This is a genomic window from Neorhizobium sp. LMR1-1-1.1 (assembly GCF_040675795.1).
Classification (GTDB): domain Bacteria; phylum Pseudomonadota; class Alphaproteobacteria; order Rhizobiales; family Rhizobiaceae; genus Neorhizobium; species Neorhizobium cellulosilyticum.
Genome location: NZ_JBEGHE010000020.1, coordinates 1 through 21580 on the forward strand (window position 1 = coordinate 1; position 21580 = coordinate 21580).

Sequence of the window (21580 nt, forward strand, 5' to 3'; positions counted from 1 at the left end):
AGAAGTGGTGCGATGACGGCCCATTCTTCGTCGCTCAATTCGTGACGGCGCATGGCAATCTCCTTTCAAGGAGAGTGAATCACACACCGTCAACAAGATGAACCCCGTTTATGGGGACGCGGCCTAGCGGATATCTATGGCGGAAAGACAGGGTGGATCGCCAGACGGGCATATGAGATTTGGGAGCAAGCTGGTCGTCCGGACGGACAGGACAAAAAGCATTGGCAGCACGCCAGCGCGACATCATGCCCGCTTTGCGTGAAGCCGCGTCCCGGCAACGTGGACTAGACGAATTGCGGCATGACCCGATTTGATTCAAAAGGATTTTTTTGTAATGACCATCGCAAATAGCCCAGGAACAAACCAGCGAATTCGTGGTTCTTTCCCCGCAAACAAAACGCACGGAGGAAACGACATGGACCACACCAATCACGTTCGCCTGAACCCAGCGGAACTGACACCAGCTGTTCTCGAAGGTGCAACCATATATGGCGCGGACGACCATAAGGTCGGAAAGGTCGACCATATCCATGGGACAGGTCCCGGCAGTTCTGCAGTCATTGATGTCGGCGGTTTCCTTGGGATCGGCGCAAAACCTGTCGCTGTTCCGCTGACGGATCTTCAGTTCATGCGCGATCAGGATGGCGACGTCCATGCCGTGACTGCATGGACGAAGGATCAGCTCAAAGAAATGCCTGAGCATCATCACTGACTGACATCCACATGCAGGCCCGGCTCCAAAGCCGGGCTTTTTCTACATTCTTTCCCAAGTGCAATATTTCGCTCGGTCGGTCCTGCCGCCTTCGCTTTCGGAAGACTTGAAATTAGCCCTAATTATCAAAGTGGCAAATGTCGTGACCGATAGAACAATAGCAGTATCGAAGGCACCGAGCGCCACAGGGGCGCCAATTGCGCCGGTAGCCCGTAAACTCGCAACAGCCGCTGTCCCTCGGGTTCGCTTTTCCGACCAGGATCGCGCCACCGGCGATAAACCCGACACCTTTGACAAGTCCCTCGACTATGCGCAGTTGCCTCAGCGTTACCGGCCGTCACCGTCTCAGCCACTTGAATGAAGCCACAGGCCGCGATCGCCACCAGTGGAATGTTCACAAACCTGCACTTCGTTCCTCACGCGTTCGATCCCAACCGATAGGCAGAGCGAGCGGATGAGCAAAAACCAGTGCCGCAGATGAGGCATAGAATCGAGTTCTAGCCTGTGGCCCTGAACCGAAACGATCATTGCAATCCATCTCTGTAACAAAGCGACCGACTCCGCGGGTCGCAGATGTTGTAAGCGTACGATCAATCAGAAATGTTCATAAAAGTGGCTCGACTATAGTGAGGAGCCCCCGCATGGCTATCGAGAAGTTTGGGCCGGAGGATTGAAGGACAGCAATGGGCATGTCGACACAAAGCGAAGCTATTCGGAAAGGATAACGCATTCGAGACGAACTAATATCGTTGATCTTCACGCAGTTTCCTTGATTTTGGTTTTTAGGTATGCGGATAATTTAGCTGTGCGGTTGAAGGACAATTCTCTAACCACCGCGCACAGACCCGCGCCAGACCAGTTCCGGGGAAATCTGGGAAGCAATGCTATCCGTTTTGGCTGGATGCGTAAGCCACGAGACCGCCTCCTTCGCTATTTGGTCGACGGGTTGTGCGAATGTCGTCAGATCATAAGACGACCATGAGCACTGCTCGATGTAATCGAAACCAATTACACAAATGTCGTCAGGCACAGTGAGTTTAAACTGGTGACGGGCGGTATCCATAACACCGCAGGCAAGAAGATCGTTGGCGCAGAAGATCGCATCCGGGCGCGCTTCTCGCGTGAGAAGGCGTTGCGCCAGAATAACGCCGCTCTGATAACGGGTCGGACCGAAACGCTCTACGATGACCTCAACGCCGGCTTCGATCGCGGCAGCAACAAACCCTTCCTCACGAGCCATTAGACTTGGTGTTCCGACATCAGAATTCGCGAAGGCAACACGGCGACACCCGGCGCGCTGAAACGCGATAAATGCGCGGTGTGCGGCCTCCCGGTCATTTAGATTGATCATCAGCGCCCCTTCGCGCTCCTCGTCGCGATTGATAAGCACAAGCCGCTGACCGCTTTTCACACAAAGGTCGGTGATCGATTTGTCCGGCATTCCGGAGAGAATGATGGACCCATCGGCGCGATAGCTGATCGCCAGCCTGAGCGCATCATCGACGCTTTTATCGGAACGATCCGTGTTGATCAGCATGGCGATCTTGGAGACGGCTTGCAATTGATGGGAAATCGCCCGAATGAGGCTTGATCGATAAGGCGTGTCCATCTCAGAGACGATGAGACAGACAAGGCCACTTTCGTTGCGCATCAGCCCTCGAGCGAGGTGATTGACGTGATAGCCCAAGGCCTCCGCAGCCTCAATCACACGTCGCCGCGTTTCCTCCGAAACACTCGCTCCAGGCGTGAACGTGCGCGAGACGGCCGAACGCGACACGCCGGCACGATCCGCCACTTCCTTGGCGCTCACGAAGATCTTCTGGTTCACGTCTGCTTTCTCCCGCAAATTTTTCTGCCTCTTTTTGCAATCGCGTGCAACAATTTCGTGACGCATGGCGCGTATTAAAGCGCATTTTATGCAGTATTTCTTATTGACAATCCACAGATATGCGTGGAACCATTGCACACGCTTGCAAGAGCGGGATGATGTGGAGGCGTCATCCAAAAATCTGGGAGGATTATTATGCGTCTTGCTTTGATGGCATCGATCGCGGCTGCCGGCCTTTTGATGAATGCACCGGCATCGAAGGCTGCCGGAGACCTCAATCTCATATGTTCCGCCGATGTGGTGATCTGCGAAATGATGCAGCAGATGTTCGAAAAGGACACCGGCATCAAGGTCAACATGGTGCGCCTGTCGTCTGGCGAAACCTATGCGAAGGTCCGCGCCGAGGCCCGCAACCCGAAAACCGACATCTGGTGGGCCGGCACCGGCGACCCGCATCTTCAGGCCGCGTCGGAAGGACTGTCGCAGGAATACAAGTCGCCGCATCTCGATGAACTGCAGGACTGGGCAAAGAAGCAGGCGGAAAGCTCCGGCTACAAGACCGTCGGCGTTTATGCCGGTGCGCTCGGCTGGGGTTACAACACCGATCTCTTCAAGCAGAAGAACTACAAGGAGCCCAAATGCTGGGCCGACCTTCTCGACCCTTCGCTTAAGGGCGAGATCCAGATGGCCAACCCGAATTCCTCCGGCACGGCCTACACGGCGCTCGCATCGCTCGTGCAGATTATGGGAGAGGACAAGGCGTTCGATTACCTGAAACAGCTCAATGCCAATGTCTCGCAATACACGAAATCCGGCTCTGCACCGGTGAAGGCGGCAGCCCGCGGAGAAACCGGTCTCGGCATCGTATTCATGCATGATGCAGTGGCCCAGACGGTCGAGGGCTTTCCGGTCAAGTCGATTGCGCCCTGCGAGGGGACCGGCTACGAGATCGGTTCCATGTCGATCATCAAGGGTGCACGCAATCTGGACAATGCCAAAAAGTGGTATGACTGGGCGCTGACGGCGCAGGTGCAATCTCACATGAAGGACGCAAAATCCTTCCAGCTTCCGTCCAACAAGACGGCCGAGGTCCCGAAGGAATCGCCGCGCTTCGAAGACATCAAGCTGATCGATTACGACTTCAAGACCTATGGCGATCCGACCGAGCGCAAAAAGCTGCTCGAACGCTGGGACAAGGAAATCGGCGCCAACGCCAACTGATCCCATTTGTCTCTGCCGCGCTCGGCTGAAAGGGGCGCGGCATGATCGACTTGTCCTTTGATGAGGTCGCATCGAACCATGAACAATCGCAATCGCAGACTGGATATCGTGCTGGCGCTTGGCGCTGCCGCGATGCTGCTCCTTCCCTGGTATCGAATCGAACAGGGGTTTTATGCGTTTACCTGGCTTTCCGATTTCCCCGGAGAGCCTGCGGCAGCACCCGGTTTCCTGCAGATTTTTCTGCATGGCCGTGTCTGGTTGATCGCGGTCCTTCCAGCTTACGGATTGGCGCTTGCAGCGCGGTTCATTGTCGATCCAATGCGGCGTGGCAAAATGCTTGCCCTTGCCGGTGGTTTCGGCGTCGCCTTGCTTGCCCTGCAGGGTCTGGCGATCGGGGCCACCGGTTTCACCTGGACAATTAGCGAAACGGTCTTTGGTCCGCTTGCCGACGGCCAACCGTCGATGGGAGCGGGTGCGGTTCTTTCCGCCATCTGCTTCGTGCTGATGTTTGCCTTCGGCCTTGCCGAACGGGGCGTCATGCGCGGTGATGCCTTCGTGGTCGCCACCATTTCCATGCTGGTCTTCCTCGTCGCCGTCTTCGTGTTTTATCCGATCGGTTCGATGTTCATCGGTGCCTTTCAGGATTTCGACGGCTCGGTGAGTTTCGACGGTTTTTCCCGCAACATTGTCGATCCATCGATCTGGAGCCTCGATTGCGTCCTTGGCGGCGCGCGTTGCGGCGTGGCATGGCGCACGCTGTTTCTGGCCATCATGACGGCGGCGGGTTCGACAGCACTTGGCCTTGCCTTCGCGCTTGTCGCCACCCGCACGCGCTTTCCCTTTAAGAAGGGCCTTCGGCTTCTGACCATTCTGCCGATCATCACGCCGCCCTTCGTCATCGGCCTTGCCCTCACCCTCCTCTTCGGCCGTGCCGGCATCGTCACGCAGGGTCTGTCTTCGACATTCGGCATCGAACCGAGCCGCTGGCTTTATGGCCTGACCGGCATCTGGATCGCACAGGTTCTGTCATTCACGCCGATTTCGTTTCTGGTGCTGATCGGCGTGGTCGAGGGCGTCAGCCCGTCGATGGAGGAGGCTTCGCAAACATTGCGGGCCGATCGCTGGCGCACCTTCTGGCGAGTGTCCTTGCCGCTGATGAAACCCGGTCTCGCCAACGCATTCCTGATTGGCTTCATCGAAAGCATGGCTGATTTCGGCAATCCGCTCGTGCTTGGCGGCAGCCACGGCGTGTTGTCGACTGAAATCTTCTTTGCCGTCGTCGGATCGCAGAACGATCCGGCCCGTGCGGCCGTGCTCGCCATGATCCTGCTCGGTTTCACGCTGTCGGCCTTCCTCGCCCAACGCATCTGGCTGTCGGGCAAGAATTTTGCCACCGTAACCGGCAAGGGCGATAGCGGCGCCCATATCGCCCTGCCCCGGCCCCTGTCGATCGGCGTACATGCCGTGGTTATTCCGTGGATGATCTTCACGCTCGTCGTTTACGGCATGATCCTGTTCGGCGGTTTCGTCAAAACCTGGGGTCTCGACAACAGCCTGACGCTCGCGCATTACGCCAAGGCCTTTTCCATCACCTTTCGCGATCGCTCGCTGGTCTGGACCGGCGTCGCCTGGAACTCGTTCTGGACGACGATGGAAATAGCGTTGATCGCCGCCCCGCTGACAGCGATCGTCGGCCTTGCCACGGCTTACGTGATCATACGGCAGAAATTCGCCGGGCGCGAACTGTTCGAATTTGCGCTAATGATGAGTTTTGCCATTCCCGGCACGGTCATCGGCATCAGCTACATCATGGCCTTCAACCTCCCGCCGCTGGAAATGACCGGGACGGCAGTGATCCTAATCGCCTGCTTCGTGTTCCGTAACATGCCGGTCGGCGTGCGCGGCGGCATCGCAGCGATGAGCCAACTCGACAAGAGCCTCGACGAAGCCTCGATGACCCTGCGCGCCACCAGTTTCCGCACCGCCCGCAAGGTCATCCTGCCGCTTTTGCGTCCCGCCATCACGGCCGCACTGGTCTATTCCTTCGTGCGCGCCATCACCTCGATCAGCGCCGTCGTGTTCCTCGTCAGCGCCCAGTACAACATGGCGACATCCTATATCGTCGGGCTGGTGGAAAACGGCGAATACGGCGTCGCGATCGCCTATTCCTCCATGCTGATCGTGGTGATGATCACCGTCATCATAGGGTTCCAGCTTCTGGTCGGCGAGCGGCGATTGCGACGCGAGAACCGCATTTCGGCGTCCCGCGTCCGCCTTCCGACTGCTCAGGCCAAGGAGAAAACCGCATGAGCAAAAATGCCGGTTCGGTCACGTTCCAGAATGTTCGCAAATCCTTCGGTTCCTTCACGGCCATCCATGACCTGTCGCTGACGGTTCAGCCCGGTACGCTGGTGACGCTGCTCGGCCCTTCCGGCTGCGGCAAGACGACGACGCTGCGCATGCTCGCAGGTCTGGAACACCCGACCTCGGGCCGCATCCTGATCGGCGGCAAGGATGTGACCATGCTGCCGGCCAACGAGCGCGACGTCTCGATGGTGTTCCAGTCATATGCACTGTTTCCGCATATGAACTCGCTAGACAATGTCGCGTATGGCCTGGAATCCACCGGTCTTTCGAAAAAGGATGCGCGACAGAAGGCGGAACACGGGCTCGAACTCGTCGGCCTTGCCGGCATGGGCGGCCGGCTTCCGGCAGAATTGTCCGGGGGCCAGCAGCAACGCGTGGCGGTTGCCCGCGCGCTGGTTCTCGAACCGCAGGTCCTGCTTCTCGACGAGCCGCTTTCCAATCTCGACGCCCGCCTTCGCCGCCGGGTACGCACGGAAATCCGCGAGCTTCAACAACGCCTGCAATTCACAGCCGTCTACGTCACCCACGACCAGGACGAGGCATTGGCCGTATCGGACCAGATCATCGTCATGAAGGACGGCGAGATCGCCCAGCAGGGATCACCCCGCGAGCTTTATGAAGCCCCGGCCTCGCCTTTCATTGCCGATTTTATTGGCGAAGCGAACGTTGTACCCTGCGAGATCATCGATATCAGCGGCAACGAGGCAACGATCAGCATTGGAGGCCTCCAACATGTCGTGCCGGCGCGCGGAGCAAGAACCGGCAAGAGCCAGCTTGCCGTGCGCCCCAGTGCCATCACGCTGGAACCGGCGGAAACGGCTGCCTTTCCGGGGCGGATCAGCCATGCGGCCTATCTCGGCGATCATATCGAATACGAGGCGGAAACGAGCGGCGGGACCCTGTTTATCGTGGACCCGTCGGTCGACCGCCCGCTTGCCCCTGGAACGCGCGTCGCCATCGGCTTGAAAAACCGTGGCATCGCCATTATCGCGCAGTGAGGAACGCCCCATGACATCGGAACAGGACGAGATCGTCAAACGCCACAAGCTGGCGGAAACCATCGCCGTCGAAGCCGGCAAGCTGGCGCTCGGTTATTATCAGCGGCGCGATACGCTGGTCATAGAGATCAAGGGCGACCCGCAGGATGTGGTGTCGATCGCTGATCGCAACGTCGAGAACCTGATCCGGGAAAGAACGGGGGAGGCCTTTCCCGCCGATGGTTTTCTCGGCGAGGAATACGGGCTGACCGTTGGCGATAGCGGTTATACCTGGGTGGTCGATCCAATCGACGGCACCAGTCCTTTCGTACACGGGATGCCCAACTGGTGCGTCTCGATCGCCGTTCTCTATAAGGGCGAGCCCGTGATCGGCGTCATCCATGTCCCCTGCCATGACGAGCTTTATTCGGGCGCTTCCGGCATGGGCGCGACGTTGAACGGTAGGCAGCTGGAGCTCGAGAGCACCAAAACGATCCGTAACGCCGTGACCGGCATCGGCGCCAACCATCATGTGACGCCGGCATCGGTCGGGAAGATCGTCGAGGATCTGCTGGCAGGCGGCGGCAATTTCGTGCGGCTCGGCTCGGGCGCGTTAATGATTGCGTATGTCGCGGCCGGTCGTCTCGTGGGCTACTACGAGCCCTATATGCATGCTTGGGATTGTCTCGGCGGCTACTGCCTCGTGCGCGAAGCCGGCGGCTGGTTCCTGCCATTTCCAAGCGAAGGCGAAAGGCTGACGAAAGGCGCGCCGGTTCTGGCAGCCGGTCCAGGCGCGATTGAGGACCTATGTCGGATCGCCGGCATCGGCTCGGATGGCGTTGCCGCCGCCTGATCGCGCACCATGTGAATATACGCTGCAAATGACGGGACCGGGGAGGGTTCCGGAAATACCGCCGGACGTCGGCAGGCCAATTCATGGAAAGGGAGGAAATCGACCATGAAAACCGCTTTCGTATCAGTTCTTTCAACCGCAGCCTTGGCTCTGATGGCATCGAGTGCGCTCGCCGCCACCGAGATCTCGTGGTGGCACGCCATGACCGGCGCCAATAACGAAGTCGTCGACAAATTGGCCAAGGAGTTCAATGAAAGCCAGTCCGACTACAAGATCTTGCCGGTCTTCAAGGGCACCTATCCGGAAACGCTGAATGCCGGCATCGCCGCCTTCCGTGCCAAACAGCCACCGGCCATTATCCAGGTCTTCGATGTGGGAACCGGCGTGATGATGGGCGCGCAGGGCGCCGTAGTCCCGGTGGCGGAAGTGCTGGAAAAGGGCGGCTTCAAGTTCGACAAGGCCCAATACCTGCCCGGCATCGTCTCCTATTATTCGAAACCGGACGGCACGATGCTGTCCTTCCCATACAACTCATCCTCGCCGATCCTCTATTACAACAAGGATGTGTTCGAGAAGGCAGGGCTGAATGCCGATACGCCACCAAAGACATGGCCGGAAGTCTTTGAGGCGGCAAAGAAGATCAAGTCGAGTGGCGCCGCCAATTGCGGCTTCACCTCGACATGGCTGACCTGGATCCAGACCGAGAACTTTGCTGCATGGAACAATCTCTCCTATGCGAGTGACGAGAACGGTCTCGGTGGCACCAACGTGAAACTCGCCTTCAACTCCGAGCCCTTCGTTAAGCATTTCCAGTCAATCGCAGATCTCGCTAAGGACGGCACCTTCCGCTATGGCGGTCGCACGTCGGAAGCCAAGCAGCTGTTCACTTCCGGTGAATGCGGCATCCTGACGGAATCCTCCGGTGGTCTTGGCGACATCATCAAGTCCAATATGAAATACGGTATCGGCCAGCTGCCCTATTACGAGGGCGAAGGACGGCCGCAGAACACCATTCCGGGCGGCGCAAGCCTGTGGGTATTCGGTGGCAAGAGCGATGCGGAATACAAGGGTGTCGCCACCTTCTTCAATTTCCTGTCGCAGACAAAGATACAGGCCCGTCTGCATCAGGTCTCCGGCTATATGCCGGTCACGATGGCGGCTTATGAAGAGACCAAGAAATCCGGTTTCTACGACAAGAATCCGGGCCGCGAGACCCCGCTTCTGCAGATGATGGGCAAGGCGCCGACCGAAAACTCCAAGGGCGTTCGCCTCGTCAACCTGCCGCAGGTGCGCGACATCATGAACGAGGAGTTTGAGGCGATGCTCGCTGGCAAGCAGGACGCCAAGGCCGCTCTCGATAAGTCCGTCGAACGCGGTAATGCGGCGATCCAGCAGGCGCTTGGGAACTGACATTGGTCTTTGCCGTCCGCATGAGACAAACATGCGGGCGGCTTTCCTGATCCTCAAGGAGCCTGCCCGTGCAAAGCACCGTCTTTCCGAACAAGATCCTTCCCTATTTTCTGGTCGCCCCGCAGATCGTGCTGACCATCGTCTTCTTTTTCTGGCCGGCCAGCCAGGCGCTTTACCAGTCGGCTATGCGGGAAGACCCGTTTGGGCTGCAAAGCACGTTTGTAGGCCTTGCCAATTTCACGACGATCCTGTCGGACGCCAATTATCTCCATGCGCTGCGCGTCACCGTCGTCTTCAGTATCGCCACGGCCGTGCTTTCCATGGGCATCGCGCTGCTGCTCGCGACCGCCGCAGATCTCGTCGTGCGCGGCAAAGGCTTTTACCGCACGATGATGATCATCCCCTATGCGGTGGCGCCCGCGGTCGCCGGCATGTTGTGGCTGTTCATGTTCAACCCGGCCATGGGCACATTCGCCTATATCCTGCGCCGCAACGGCATTGCCTGGGATCCGCTCCTGAATGGCGATCAGGCCATGGCGCTGGTCGTGGTGGCCGCTGCGTGGAAACAGATCAGCTACAATTTTCTGTTCTTCGTCGCTGGCCTGCAGGCGATCCCGAAATCGCTGCTGGAAGCGGCGTCCATAGACGGAGCGCGCGGATCTCGTCGGTTCTGGACCATCGTCTTTCCGCTTCTGGCGCCCACCACCTTCTTCCTGCTGGTGGTCAACACCGTCTACGCCTTTTTCGACACCTTTGGTATCATTCATTCTGTCACCGGCGGAGGTCCGGCCAGAGCTACGGAAACGCTGGTCTACAAGGTCTATAACGACGGTTTCGTGAACCTCAATCTCGGCTCGTCGGCCGCCCAGTCTGTCATCCTGATGGTCATAGTCATTGCGCTGACCGCCTTCCAGTTCCGCTTCGTCGAGCGGCGCGTGCATTATGCGTGAGGTGAAAAGATGATCGAAAACAGACCGATTGCGAGCCTGATGGCGCATCTGATGCTGATCCTTGGCATCATCATCGTCGCCTTCCCGATCTATTACACCTTCATCGCCTCGACGGAGCCATCAGGCGCCATCATCAGGCCGCCGCTGTCGCTTCTGCCGGGCGGTCACATGGTAGAGAATTATTCGGAGTCCATTTCCGGCGGCGTCGAGCGTGTCGTCGGCGTCAGTCTCGAACGACTGCTGTTCAACAGTTTTGTTGTCGCGGTCGCCATTGCCATTGGCAAGATCGTTATCTCTTTCCTGTCGGCTTTCGCGATCGTGTTTTTCCGCTTTCCCTTCCGCATGGGCTTTTTCTGGATGATCTTCATCACGCTCATGTTGCCGGTAGAAGTGCGCATCCTGCCGACCTACAAGGTGATCGTCGATCTCGGCCTGTTAAACACCTACGCGGGCCTCACCTTGCCGCTGATGGCATCGGCGACGGCCACCTTCCTGTTCCGGCAATTTTTCCTCACCATTCCCGGCGAGATGGTGGAGGCCGCGCGCATCGACAATGCCGGACCATTTCGCTTCATGAAGGATATCCTGCTGCCGCTGTCGATGACCAATATCGCGGCGCTGTTCGTAATCCTGTTCATCTACGGATGGACGCAATATCTCTGGCCGCTGCTTGTTACCGACAGGGCAGACATGAACACGATCATCATCGGCCTGCGCCGCATGGTGGATTTCGCAGATGCTTCGACACCGTGGAACTACGTGATGGTGACGGCGATCCTGGCAATCATTCCTCCCGTCATCGTCGTTGTGCTGATGCAGCGATGGTTCGTCAAAGGGTTGGTGGAGACCGAAAAGTAATGGCAACGATTGAACTGAACGACGTCCGCAAGACCTATGGCATCAATATCGAGGCGATCAAGGGCGTATCGCTCGATATCAAGGATGGCGAGATGATCGTGCTGGTCGGCCCATCGGGCTGCGGAAAATCCACGCTTCTGCGTATGGTGGCCGGGCTCGAAAGCATTACCGGCGGTGACGTGACGATTGCCGGACGGCGCGTCAACAATCTGGAACCATCGGAACGCGATATCGCCATGGTGTTCCAGAACTATGCGCTTTACCCGCATATGACCGTTCGCCAGAATCTCGCCTATGGACTGAAGAACCGCAACACGCCGAAGGACGAGATCGACCGGCGTATCACGGAAGCCGCCCGCGCTCTGGAAATCGAACCGTTCCTCGAACGCAAACCCCGCCAGCTCTCTGGCGGCCAGCGCCAGCGCGTTGCCATGGGGCGTGCCATCGTGCGCAAACCGGCGGCCTTCCTTTTTGACGAACCGCTCTCCAATCTCGATGCGAAACTGCGCGTGCAAATGCGGGTTGAGATCCGGAGGCTGCAGCGCTCGCTCGCCACGACCTCGATCTATGTGACCCATGACCAGATGGAGGCGATGACGCTGGCCGACCGGCTGGTGGTGCTGAATGCAGGACAGATCGAACAGGTCGGAACGCCAATCGAGCTCTACGAAAAACCGGCGACGACTTTTGTCGCGACCTTCATAGGTTCTCCATCGATGAACCTGATGAAGCTTGGCGATGGCTCAGCGTGGACAGGAGGAGATCGATCCGGGTTGCCTAATAACGCTGCCACTATCGGGATACGGCCCGAGGACCTCGTTATCGCTAAAGGATCCTCGCCTACCGGATTCAGCACCAGGGTGGAGGTCGTCGCAGTAGAACTCGTCGGAGCAGAAAGCTACGTCCATGGCGCGGCTGAGGACGGCAGCGCGATCGTCTTTCGCGTGTCAGGCAGGTCGATAATCGCAATCGGAGAAACGCTAGATCTGATCGCCGACCGCGAGCGGTTTCACTTGTTCGACCAGCAGGGCAAGCGGATTTAGCAACGACATCCGTATCAGGCAGCATTCATGCTGTGTTCAAAGTGAAAGCTGTCCGAAATGCCCCAAGCGCTTTTTCGGCATCGCCTTTGGCATAGGCTTCCAGACCGACGGGCCCGCGATATCCCATGTCGTAAAGTTTCTGCGCGATCATGGAATAATTGATTTCTCCGGTTCCCGGCTCGCAACGCCCCGGCACGTCCGCCACCTGCACCTCGCCGATCCATGGCAGGCACTTGCGGCAAGTCTCGATCAGGTTTCCCTCGCCGATCTGCACATGGTAGAGGTCGAGATTGAGCCTGAGGCGAGGGTGATTGACGCTAGATACCAGCGCCAGCGTCTCCTCGGCCCGGCCGAAGGGCGTGCCGGGGTGATCGACGGGTAGATTGAGGTTTTCGAGCGTGAACACCACGCCCTCTTCCTCGGCCATGTCGGCAATGCGCGCCAGCGTATCGCGCGCCTTCAGCCACATCCGCCCCGTCACCACCTCGCTGGGGCACACCGGAAGCCCGCCTTCGCCGAGCCCCGTGCCGTGCAGGTTGAGACGGGCGACTCCAAGCCGTTTGCCCACCTCAGCCGTCGCGCGCGCCGAGCGCAGCAGCTCGTCGGCGCCCTCGTCGTCGGCTAGCCGTCCGGTCAGATAGCCGTTCATGATCGAGAAGGTGGCGCCCGAGCGTTCGAGCGCGATCAGATCGTGCTCCGGCCAGTTCCACAAGCCCACATCGAAGCCCATCTCCTTGAGCCGCGCGCAGCGCCATTCGATCGGCCGGTCGCGCCACAGCATCTCCGCGCAGGCGGCCAGTGTAAACGGTTGATCCATTGTTAATGTCCGTGTCTTGAGAGGTCAGCGCATCAGGTGTTCGACGGGCTGAGCCGCCACGAACCGCCATTTGCGCAAGGGGCCGGCCATGACGTTGAGGTAGTACATCTCGAACCCGTGTACCGCGCCGCAAGGGTGGTGTCCGCGGGGTACGCAGACCACGTCGCCGTCATGCACCGCCATCGTCTCGTTCAGTTGCAGGTCGTCGGTATAGACCCGCTGTATGCCGAACCCGTCGGCCGGGTTGAGGCGATGGTAGTAGGTCTCTTCCAGATAGGTGATGCGGGGAAAGTCGTCCTCGTCATGCCGATGACTCGGGTAACTCGACCAGTGGCCGGCCGGAGTGAACACCTCCGTCACAAGCAAGCTGTCGCAATAGTCCTCGTTTTCCATGGCGATATTATTGATGTAGCGGGTGTTGGTGCCCTCGCCGCGCTGGGTAAGCGTGATGCCGTCAGGCCCGATGCGCCGCGCCTGGTGACCTTGCCTGCCCGGCGCCGTACACACCGCAATGATGCAATCGGTCTTGGCCGACGCCTTCCAGTCGCTGCCATCGGGCAGATAGAGGCAATGCGGCGGCGTCTTCTCGAATACGTTCATGCGTTCGCCGAGCACACCCCAATCACGGCCCGCTCCCTCGAATGTCGCCTTGCCTTCTACCATGACCAGAATGACTTCCCTGTCACCGGTCGCCTCCGCCGCCGTCTCCCCTGCTCTCAGGTGGTAGAGCGAGAAGCCGACATAACGCCAGCCGGCACTCGCCGGCGTAATCTCGTGAACCTTGCCATGACGGCCGAAGGGGCGATGGAGAAGATGAGGCATCGGAAACTCCTGGATTTATAAGGTCAGACGAGGCCGGTTCCGGCAGCAGCAGCCTTCAGCGTCTTCAGGCCGAGCGATTGATACTCGAAGGGGTTGCGTATATCGGGATCCTGCTCGGCCTCGATGACGATCCAGCCATCGTAGCCGGCATCTTTCAGGATCTGCAGCAGAGGCTCGAACTCGACCCCGCCTTCCTCGTCTCCCGGCACGGTAAACACGCCGGCCCGAACGCCATCCATGAAGGACAACCCCTCCTCGCGCACCTGCCGCATCACTGTCGGCCGCACGTTCTTGGCATGGAAATGACTGACCCGGTCGACGTAACGAGACAGGACCGGCGACGGATTGCGGCCGTTACCGCCAAAATAGCAATGACCGGCATCGAAGAGCAGCCGTGTTTCGGGACCTGTCACCGCCATGAAGGCGTCGATCTCTTCCGGTGTCTCGACCACGGTTCCCATATGGTGGTGATAGACGAGCTTGATGCCCTGGCTTGCCGTGAACGCAGCAATCTCCTCGACCTTGCCGCCGAAGGCCTTCATCTCCTGATCCGAGAGCACCGGGCTCTGCGACAGCGGCGCCTGCAGGCCCTGCACACTGTTGGAGGTCTCGCAGACGATGCACACCCTGCAGCCATTGTGCTTGAGCTTATCGAGATGCGGCTGAATCGCCTTCTTCTCTTCCTCGACGGATTGCACAAGAAGGTTCAGCGAGTACCAGCCCGAAACGAAGGCGAGGCCGTAAGAACCGAGCAGCTCCTTGAGCGCCTGCGGATCGTCCGGCCAGCGATGGCCGTTCTCGATACCGTCGAAGCCGATCTGGCTCGCCTCGCGAAGGATCTGTTCAGTCGGAATGTTGGCGCCGAGGCTCTGGTCGTCGTCGTTTGCCCAGGCGATGGGATTGGTGCCAAAGCGGATCATTTCTCTTCCCTCAATTCACGGTGTTCTGCTTGGCGGCGCTTGTCAGATAGCGCGCATAGGCCTGTTTGAGTTTTTCGGTGGTTCCAACTTCCGGCACGGCGACATCCCACCAGTGGCCGGCATCACCGAAGCCCGGACCGTCGGTCGGATCGGTGTCGATGACGATGACGGTCGGAATGTCGCGATCCCGGGCCGCGGCGATCTGGACCTCCAGATCGGCAATATCCTTTGCCTTCACGGCAAAGGCCCCCATGGAACCCGCATGGGCGACAAAATCGATCTCGGGCTGCTGCTCGATATTGCAGTCCTTGTAGAGATTGTTGAAAGCCTCGCCGCCAGTGCCGCGCTGCAGCCGGTTGATGCAGCCATATCCGCGGTTATCGGTCAAAACGATGGTGAACGGCACCTTGCGCATGACGGCAGTCGCCAGTTCCGAATTGGCCATCATATAGGATCCGTCGCCGACGAAGCAGATCACCTCGCGCTCCGGCCGCGCCAGCTTCAGCCCTATGGCGCCGGCAATCTCGTAGCCCATGCAGGAATAGCCATATTCCATGTGATAGCCACCCTGGCTCGGCTGCCACAGAAGCTTCAGCGCCCCCGGCATGGTGCCGGCTGCACACATGGCAATCGCCCTCTCATCCGTTGCCCGTTGTACCGCGCCGATGACCTGCGCATCGTTGGGCAAACCGGCCCCGGCGAGCACTGCGCAATGACCGTCGACGGCGGCAAGCCAGGCACTCCGCAAGGCGGCATCCGGTTCGGGCGCACGGTGGGTGCCGAGTTTTCCGGAAAGCGCCGCCAGCGCCACTTTCGCGTCGGCAACAAGGCCGATCGCGCCGTGCTTGTCGGCATCATAGGCCTGCACGTTGATGGAGACGAGCTTGCGGCCGTCCGCTTCGAACAGCGACCAGGAGCCGGTGGTAAAGTCCTGGAAGCGCGTACCGACACCGATGACCAGATCCGCCTTGCGGGCAAGCGCGTTGGCGGCAGCCGAACCATCGACACCGGCTGCGCCAAAGTTCATCGGATGTTTTTGGGCAAGCGCCGACTTGCCGGCCTGGGTTTCGATCACCGGAATGGCATGGCGCGTGGCAAAGTCGGCGAGATCCTCTTCCGCACCGCTATAGATCACCCCGCCTCCGGCGACAATCACCGGATTTTTTGCCGCGCGAATAAGCTCAGCTACGGCTTCGAGGTCATGGGCGTCGGCTTCCGGCCGGCGGATCCGCCAGACCTTCGGCTCGAAAAAGGCTTCTGGCCAGTCATAAGCTTCCGCCTGCACATCCTGGCAGAAGGAGAGCGTCACCGGCCCGCAATTGGCCGGATCGGTCATCACCCGCAGCGCCCGCGGCAGAGCGGTCAGTAGCTGTTCCGGCCGGGTTATGCGATCGAAATAGCGGCTGACCGGGCGGAAGCAGTCATTGGCCGATACCGTACCGTCGTCGAAATCCTCGACCTGCTGCAAAACCGGATCAGGTCGGCGATTGGCGAAAACGTCACCCGGGATCAACAACACCGGCAACCGGTTGACATGCGCCAGCGCTGCCGCGGTCACCATGTTGGTGGCGCCCGGACCGATCGACGAGGTGACGGCCTGGACGCGCTGGCGTTTCTTCGCCTTTGCATAGGCGATCGCGGCATGCGCCATCGTCTGTTCGTTCTGGCCGCGCCATGTCGGCAACCCGTTACCGGCCTTCTGCAGCGCTTCGCCGAGCCCGGCGACATTGCCATGGCCGAAGATCGCCCAGATCCCGTCGACGAAACGTTCTCCCTCTTCGGTCATCTGTGCGGCCAGCCATTTCACCATGGCCTGCGCCGCCGTCAGTCTGAGCGTGCTCATGCCGCCTTCTCCCCTGCCTTTTGCCGCGCCGCGTCCCAGATCTGGCAGAGACGCTCGTAACGTCCGGCCATGTCCTCCACCGCTTGCGCATCCCTGATCTCATCCGCCAGCCAACGCCGTGCGGCATCGCCAAAAATCGTGCGGCCGACGGCAAATCCCTTGACCAGATCGAACCTTGCCGCGACCTCGAAACTCGCTGAAAGTTCGGCTTCCGGCGCATCAAGCCCCAGCACGACGATGCCGCGCGTGAACCGGTCATGCGCCTCGATGGCGGCAATCGCATTTTTCCAGCCGGCCGCAGTCTTCATCGGCTCCAGTTTCCACCAGTCGGGATAGATGCCGGCTGCATAGAACTGACGGATCAGCGTTGCGACCGCATGATCGTCGGTCGCCCCCACCTTTGAGGGAATGATTTCCAGCAGGAACTCCAGCCGGTTGCGCCGCGCCGCCTCGAACAGCCGCTTGACCGTCTGTTCCTGTGCCGCGCGTGTTTCTGCATCGTCATCCGGATGGCAGAAGCACAGAACCTTGACTACATCCTCACGCGCCCATTCCGATAGCGTGCCGCAATCCGTGCCAAGCTCGGGCTCCAGCGTCAGTGGCCGCGAACCCGGCCACTCAGCGGGACGTCCGATCCACAGGCCCGACCCTGAAGCGCGATGCAGCGCCGAACGGCCGATACGGCTGTCGCAGAGAATGCCGTAACCGGGTTTGCCCGCCTGCACGCGAAGCGCGGCCTGCAAGCACAATTCCTTGAATGCCGCTCCCTTCTGCAGCGTATAACCGGGCATCTGCTCCAACTGCACGCGGTGGTCGAAGGCGAATACCCGCATGGTCGACCAGTCGCCATCGACGCGCCTCTGCCGCGTGGTCGACCAGTGCAGCTGTTCGAGCTCGGGATCATTGCGCAGATCAGGTCGCAGGACACCGCGCTTGAGAAAGAAATGCAGTTCCTCGAGGCTAGGATAGGCGGGCGTGCAGCCATGGCGGCTAACCGCAAACGCACCGCAGGCATTAGCGAATTTGAGCGATGTCGGCCAGTCCTCACCCGTCATCCAACCGCGCAATAGCCCCGAGAAGAAGCCGTCACCGGCGCCCAGAACATTGAAGACCTCGATCGGGAACCCCTCCCCGCTCTGCCCTTCGTCGAGACTTGCGGGAACGGCGTGTTCGAAGGAGACCGCCCCGAGCGGGCCGCGCTTGCAGACCAGGGTCGCAGCGCTGACGGCCCGCACCGCCCGAAGCGCTTTGACCGTATCGGTCGAACCGCCGGCAATATGGAATTCCTCTTCCGTGCCCACGATCAGGTCGAACAGATTGAGCGTCCTCTGCAGCTTGGCCGTCACCTTGGCGCTTTCGACGAACCGGCTTTCCCCATCGCCGTGACCCGCAACACCCCACAGATTGGGGCGGTAATCGATATCGAGCGCGGTGCGCAATCCGTGCTTGCGCGCCAGCGTGAGCGCCTTGATCACGGCGGCTTCCGTACGGCTGTTGCTCAGATGCGTGCCGGTGACGACGACGGAACGCGCTGAGGCAATGAAATCCTCGTCGATATCGTCGTCGCAAAGCGCCATGTCGGCGCAGTTTTCCCGGTAGAAGATTAGCGGAAACTGCGTGTCGTCGCGAATGCCGAGGATGACGAGCGCCGTCAGCCGGTCGGGATCGGTCTTCACGCCTTCGGTCGAGACCCCCTCGCGCTTCAGCTGTTCGAGAATGAAACGCCCCATGTGCTCGTTTCCGACCCGGCTGATCAAGGCCGTCTTCAATCCGAGCCGAGCGCTCCCACAGGCGATGTTGGTGGGTGAGCCGCCGATATATTTCTCGAACGAGCCCATATCCTCCAACCGCCCGCCGATCTGCGCGCCATAAAGATCGACGCCGGCGCGGCCGATCGTGATAACATCGAATTTCTTCGTCACGGCTTTTACCTTTCGATACGGACAACGCTACCGTTGGAGGCCGCCATGGCGTGGATGATCCGTTCGATCTCCAGGCCGTGGGCGAAATCAGGTCCGGCATTCGCCCCGCCGGCGATGGCGCCGAGCAGGTCGCGCGCCTCGATGACCTTCTGTTCGTTGAAGCCGAAGTTGTGGCCCGGCGCCGGGCAGAAGGCGGCAAAGTCCGGCTGGTCAGGTCCGGTCAGGTGGCGCACGAAACCTGCTTCGCCTGCCTTGTGCACCCAGAGCTCGTTCATGTTCTCCTGATCGAACACGAGTGTGCCTTCGCCGCCGTGCACTTCCCATTGCAGCCGGCATTTGCGGCCGCGAGCGACGCGCGAGGTAGCGAACGAGCCATGCGCGCCGGAGGCGAAGCGCAGCATCGCGAGCGCGCTGTCCTCGTTTTCGACCGGCTTCGGCCCGTCCGGCGACGGACGCGTGGGAACGGCGACCTGGGTCTGGGCGACCAGTTCGGTCACCGGGCCCATCAGCGCCAGCATATGGCTCACGAGGTGGCATCCGAGGTCGCCGAGCGCGCCAAGACCACCGCCTTCGTGAGTCATCCGCCACGACCACGGGAGGTGCGGGTCGGCGGAATAATCCTCGTCATAGACCCCGCGGAAGGCAAGCGGGCTGCCGATCGCACCCTCGGCGATCCACCTGCACGCCGCCTGGAATGCGGGACTTCTCAAATAGTTGTAGCCGAGCATGGTGGCCTGGCCCGGATAGGCTGCGGCGGTCGCCGCCATCGCTTGCGCATCGGCAAGCGTCAGTGCCATCGGCTTTTCCAGCCAGACATGTTTTGCGGCTTTCAATGCTGCCTCGGCCATCGGGCGGTGCATGCCGTTGGGGGCGGTGATCGACACCACGTCCACCTTCGGATCGGTGACAGCTTCCTCCCAATGAGCGGTGGCGCGGGCAAAACCGAACTGGTCCGCGAACTTTTGGGCGCTTTCCGTTGTGGCGTCGGAGAGGATTTCGAGCCGGTGATGCGCACCGCCGAAAACGGCGGCGACATTGCGCCAGGCCATTGCGTGGCATTTGCCCATGAAGCCGGTGCCGATCAAGGCGATGCCAAGCGGACGATCCGGCAGAGTTGCAGTCTGTACCATTAAAAACGCCTCAGATCGTTCCGCCGAGCGAGCCTTCCAGCTCGGCCATTTCCTGTCCGCCTGCCATCATGTCCTGAAGCTGGGCGGGGTTGATCTCGCCCCGCGTGGCGGTGCCGAGTGTCTGGCCACGGTTCAGAACCGTAAACCGGTCACCGACCGCCATCGCGTGACGGACATTGTGGGAGATGAAGACGACGCCGATACCCTGCTCACGCACGCGGTTGATCGTGGCAAGAACGTTGGCAGTCTGGCGCACGCCGAGCGCCGAGGTCGGCTCGTCGAGGATGAGCACTTTTGCCCCGAAATAGACAGCGCGGGCAATTGCAACAGTCTGCCGTTCGCCGCCCGAAAGCGTGCCGACAGCCTGGTCTGGACCACGCAGGTTGATGCCCATCTTGCGCATCTCCGCCATGGTGATCTCGTTGGCGGTATCGATATCGAACCGCTTGAAGATGCCCCTGCCCTTGGTCGGTTCGCGCCCCATGAAGAAATTGCGCGTCACCGACATCAGCGGGATCATGGCGAGATCCTGAAACACAGTGGCGATACCTGCTTCCATTGCATCGCGCGGGCTGCCGAAGGAAAGCGGTTTTCCTTCGAAGGTGATGGTTCCCTCCGTCGGCTTGTGCACGCCCGACATGGTCTTGATGAAGGTGGATTTGCCGGCGCCGTTATCGCCCAGAAGACAGTGGCACTCGCCGGCACGCACGTCAAAGGTGACACCGTTGAGTGCAATGACATTGCCATAGTGCTTCTTGATGTTTTCCATATGGATGATCGGTGCGGACATTTTTAACGCTCCCCGGTCACACGTCGACGGATGACGTTGTTGAAGATGACGGCGAGCAAAAGCATCGCGCCGAGGAAAACCTGGAACCAGTCCTGGTCGAACTTGGTGTAGGTCAGGCCGATCGTGACCATGCCAAAAATAATGGCGCCGAAGAATGCACCGATGGCTGAGCCGTACCCGCCGGTCAGCAGGCAGCCGCCGATAACGGCCGCGATAATCGCCTCGAACTCCTTCATGAAGCCGCGGCGAGCATCGGTGGAACCGGCATCTATGACGGTGATGATGGCGACGAGTGCGGCGGCCATGGCGGTCAGCATGAACAGCGAGATCTTCACACGACGGACAGGCACGCCGGAATTTTTAGCCGCGAGCGCATCGCCACCGGTTGCAAAGATCCAATTGCCGATGGGCGTGCGCAGGAGGATGTAGGTTGCGATCGCGGAAAAGGCGACGAACCAGATGATCTCGACCGGAATGCCCGGCACTTTCGGCACGCCCGACTTGAAGCTGTCGACGATGCCCGCTTCCACCAGCCAGCGCATAATGAAACCAAAGGCATCACCGGAGAAAATCGGCGCCAAAAAATCGCCTTCCACGGCTTCGCGAATGCCGCGCAGCTGGGTCGAACCGCCTGTGAAAAGTTTGAGGCCAACGAGCGCTGCCCCACGTAGCACGAAAAGGCCGGCCAAAGTGACGATGAAGGACGGCAGGCCGGTGCGCAGCACGATCATGCCGTTGGTGGCCCCGAGTGCGGCGGCCAGAGCGAGCGTCAGCGGGATGGCAATGATAAGCGGCATGCCGACATTGACGGTGAAAACGCCAAAGACCATACCGGCAAATGCTACCATGGAGCCGATCGACAGGTCGAATTCACCACCGATCATGAGCAGCGCCGCCGCGATGCCGAGAATGCCGAGCTGGGCGGCAGGCGTCATGAAATTCATCACGCCCGACAGGGTAAACATCGTCCTGTCGGCAGTGATCATGAAGAAGATTGTCACGAGGACCACGCCCCCGATTGCGCCAAGTTCCGGCCGTTTCATGAGTTTGGCGAGAAGAGGCTCGGATTTGATGCGCTCGTCACTATGCGCCAGCGTGTCTGTCGACATGGGTCTGT

19 protein-coding genes are annotated in these 21580 nt (G+C 59.9%); 10 read left to right on the forward strand and 9 right to left on the reverse strand.

Going from position 1 to position 21580, the window contains the following annotated elements; genetic code table 11:
• Nucleotides 1–156: 156 nt before the first annotated feature.
• Nucleotides 157–288, forward strand: coding sequence for a DUF2934 domain-containing protein (locus tag MRBLMR1_RS11185; protein ID WP_500064759.1), 132 nt, complete (start codon nt 157–159; stop codon nt 286–288).
• Between the two features lie 127 nt (nt 289–415).
• Nucleotides 416–712 carry a PRC-barrel domain-containing protein gene (locus MRBLMR1_RS11190; RefSeq protein WP_206828246.1) on the forward strand — a complete coding sequence of 99 codons (297 nt, stop codon included), beginning with the start codon at nt 416–418 and terminating at the stop codon, nt 710–712.
• A gap of 826 nt (nt 713–1538) precedes the next feature.
• Here MRBLMR1_RS11190 and MRBLMR1_RS11195 read toward each other — a convergent pair.
• Nucleotides 1539–2540 carry a LacI family DNA-binding transcriptional regulator gene (locus MRBLMR1_RS11195; protein ID WP_500064760.1) on the reverse strand — a complete coding sequence of 334 codons (1002 nt, stop codon included), beginning with the start codon at nt 2538–2540 and terminating at the stop codon, nt 1539–1541.
• Between the two features lie 195 nt (nt 2541–2735).
• On the opposite strand from MRBLMR1_RS11195, the gene MRBLMR1_RS11200 reads away from it, so the two are divergent.
• The 8 genes from MRBLMR1_RS11200 (at nt 2736) to MRBLMR1_RS11235 (ending at nt 12219) form a co-directional block, all read left to right on the forward strand.
• On the forward strand, nt 2736–3761 hold the full coding sequence (locus tag MRBLMR1_RS11200; protein WP_500064675.1) for an ABC transporter substrate-binding protein: 1026 nt from the start codon (nt 2736–2738) through the stop codon (nt 3759–3761).
• 78 nt (nt 3762–3839) lie between these two features.
• A complete protein-coding gene (locus tag MRBLMR1_RS11205) occupies nt 3840–6071 on the forward strand; it encodes an ABC transporter permease (RefSeq protein ID WP_500064677.1) in 2232 nt (743 codons plus the stop codon).
• The gene (locus tag MRBLMR1_RS11210) at nt 6068–7126 is read left to right on the forward strand and encodes an ABC transporter ATP-binding protein (RefSeq protein ID WP_148142981.1); all 1059 of its coding nucleotides are present in this window, start codon (nt 6068–6070) and stop codon (nt 7124–7126) included. The genes MRBLMR1_RS11205 and MRBLMR1_RS11210 overlap by 4 nt, the downstream gene beginning before the upstream one ends.
• A gap of 10 nt (nt 7127–7136) precedes the next feature.
• Complete coding sequence (locus MRBLMR1_RS11215; protein WP_148142980.1) at nt 7137–7958, forward strand: inositol monophosphatase family protein; 822 nt, start codon at nt 7137–7139, stop codon at nt 7956–7958.
• Between the two features lie 105 nt (nt 7959–8063).
• Complete coding sequence (gene ugpB, locus MRBLMR1_RS11220) at nt 8064–9368, forward strand: sn-glycerol-3-phosphate ABC transporter substrate-binding protein UgpB (protein WP_500064680.1); 1305 nt, start codon at nt 8064–8066, stop codon at nt 9366–9368.
• Nucleotides 9369–9436: 68 nt separating this feature from the next.
• Nucleotides 9437–10318, forward strand: a complete 882-nt coding sequence (ugpA, locus tag MRBLMR1_RS11225) for a sn-glycerol-3-phosphate ABC transporter permease UgpA (protein ID WP_148142978.1) — start codon at nt 9437–9439, stop codon at nt 10316–10318.
• 9 nt (nt 10319–10327) lie between these two features.
• Nucleotides 10328–11176: a sn-glycerol-3-phosphate ABC transporter permease UgpE gene (gene ugpE, locus MRBLMR1_RS11230; protein WP_500064682.1), complete on the forward strand. Its 849-nt coding sequence runs from the start codon at nt 10328–10330 to the stop codon at nt 11174–11176.
• Entirely contained in the window at nt 11176–12219 is a 1044-nt protein-coding gene (locus tag MRBLMR1_RS11235; RefSeq protein WP_500064684.1) for a sn-glycerol-3-phosphate import ATP-binding protein UgpC, read from the forward strand. The genes ugpE and MRBLMR1_RS11235 overlap by 1 nt, the downstream gene beginning before the upstream one ends.
• A gap of 25 nt (nt 12220–12244) precedes the next feature.
• Here the strand turns inward: MRBLMR1_RS11235 and MRBLMR1_RS11240 are convergent, their stop codons facing one another.
• Genes MRBLMR1_RS11240 through MRBLMR1_RS11275 form a run of 8 tightly spaced genes read right to left on the reverse strand, consistent with a single transcriptional unit; the run spans nt 12245 to nt 21572 of the window.
• Nucleotides 12245–13036, reverse strand: coding sequence for a TIM barrel protein (locus MRBLMR1_RS11240; RefSeq protein ID WP_500064686.1), 792 nt, complete (start codon nt 13034–13036; stop codon nt 12245–12247).
• 24 nt (nt 13037–13060) lie between these two features.
• Nucleotides 13061–13858: a 5-deoxy-glucuronate isomerase gene (gene iolB, locus MRBLMR1_RS11245; RefSeq protein ID WP_183687062.1), complete on the reverse strand. Its 798-nt coding sequence runs from the start codon at nt 13856–13858 to the stop codon at nt 13061–13063.
• A 23-nt stretch (nt 13859–13881) separates the two neighbouring features.
• Nucleotides 13882–14778 (reverse strand): myo-inosose-2 dehydratase, encoded by an 897-nt coding sequence (gene iolE, locus MRBLMR1_RS11250; RefSeq protein ID WP_183687060.1) that lies wholly within the window; start codon nt 14776–14778, stop codon nt 13882–13884.
• A 10-nt stretch (nt 14779–14788) separates the two neighbouring features.
• Complete coding sequence (gene iolD, locus MRBLMR1_RS11255) at nt 14789–16621, reverse strand: 3D-(3,5/4)-trihydroxycyclohexane-1,2-dione acylhydrolase (decyclizing) (RefSeq protein WP_500064689.1); 1833 nt, start codon at nt 16619–16621, stop codon at nt 14789–14791.
• The gene (locus MRBLMR1_RS11260; RefSeq protein WP_500064691.1) at nt 16618–18543 is read right to left on the reverse strand and encodes a bifunctional 5-dehydro-2-deoxygluconokinase/5-dehydro-2-deoxyphosphogluconate aldolase; all 1926 of its coding nucleotides are present in this window, start codon (nt 18541–18543) and stop codon (nt 16618–16620) included. The genes iolD and MRBLMR1_RS11260 overlap by 4 nt, the downstream gene beginning before the upstream one ends.
• Before the next feature lie 5 nt (nt 18544–18548).
• Nucleotides 18549–19673 carry a Gfo/Idh/MocA family protein gene (locus MRBLMR1_RS11265; protein ID WP_500064695.1) on the reverse strand — a complete coding sequence of 375 codons (1125 nt, stop codon included), beginning with the start codon at nt 19671–19673 and terminating at the stop codon, nt 18549–18551.
• A 10-nt stretch (nt 19674–19683) separates the two neighbouring features.
• The gene (locus tag MRBLMR1_RS11270) at nt 19684–20463 is read right to left on the reverse strand and encodes an ATP-binding cassette domain-containing protein (RefSeq protein ID WP_148142969.1); all 780 of its coding nucleotides are present in this window, start codon (nt 20461–20463) and stop codon (nt 19684–19686) included.
• A gap of 2 nt (nt 20464–20465) precedes the next feature.
• Nucleotides 20466–21572 (reverse strand): ABC transporter permease, encoded by a 1107-nt coding sequence (locus tag MRBLMR1_RS11275; protein WP_148142968.1) that lies wholly within the window; start codon nt 21570–21572, stop codon nt 20466–20468.
• Nucleotides 21573–21580 lie beyond the last annotated feature (8 nt).

Bases quoted from the DNA above. Each gene is read 5' to 3' on its own strand.
- MRBLMR1_RS11190 (WP_206828246.1), top strand. From the start codon at position 416: ATGGACCACACCAATCACGTTCGCCTGAACCCAGCGGAACTGACACCA.
- MRBLMR1_RS11200 (WP_500064675.1), top strand. From the start codon at position 2,736: ATGCGTCTTGCTTTGATGGCATCGATCGCGGCTGCCGGCCTTTTGATG.
- MRBLMR1_RS11205 (WP_500064677.1), top strand. From the start codon at position 3,840: ATGAACAATCGCAATCGCAGACTGGATATCGTGCTGGCGCTTGGCGCT.
- MRBLMR1_RS11210 (WP_148142981.1), top strand. From the start codon at position 6,068: ATGAGCAAAAATGCCGGTTCGGTCACGTTCCAGAATGTTCGCAAATCC.
- MRBLMR1_RS11215 (WP_148142980.1), top strand. From the start codon at position 7,137: ATGACATCGGAACAGGACGAGATCGTCAAACGCCACAAGCTGGCGGAA.
- ugpB (WP_500064680.1), top strand. From the start codon at position 8,064: ATGAAAACCGCTTTCGTATCAGTTCTTTCAACCGCAGCCTTGGCTCTG.
- ugpE (WP_500064682.1), top strand. From the start codon at position 10,328: ATGATCGAAAACAGACCGATTGCGAGCCTGATGGCGCATCTGATGCTG.
- MRBLMR1_RS11235 (WP_500064684.1), top strand. From the start codon at position 11,176: ATGGCAACGATTGAACTGAACGACGTCCGCAAGACCTATGGCATCAAT.
- MRBLMR1_RS11240 (WP_500064686.1), bottom strand. From the start codon at position 13,036: ATGGATCAACCGTTTACACTGGCCGCCTGCGCGGAGATGCTGTGGCGC.
- iolB (WP_183687062.1), bottom strand. From the start codon at position 13,858: ATGCCTCATCTTCTCCATCGCCCCTTCGGCCGTCATGGCAAGGTTCAC.
- iolE (WP_183687060.1), bottom strand. From the start codon at position 14,778: ATGATCCGCTTTGGCACCAATCCCATCGCCTGGGCAAACGACGACGAC.
- iolD (WP_500064689.1), bottom strand. From the start codon at position 16,621: ATGAGCACGCTCAGACTGACGGCGGCGCAGGCCATGGTGAAATGGCTG.
- MRBLMR1_RS11265 (WP_500064695.1), bottom strand. From the start codon at position 19,673: ATGGTACAGACTGCAACTCTGCCGGATCGTCCGCTTGGCATCGCCTTG.
- MRBLMR1_RS11270 (WP_148142969.1), bottom strand. From the start codon at position 20,463: ATGTCCGCACCGATCATCCATATGGAAAACATCAAGAAGCACTATGGC.
- MRBLMR1_RS11275 (WP_148142968.1), bottom strand. From the start codon at position 21,572: ATGTCGACAGACACGCTGGCGCATAGTGACGAGCGCATCAAATCCGAG.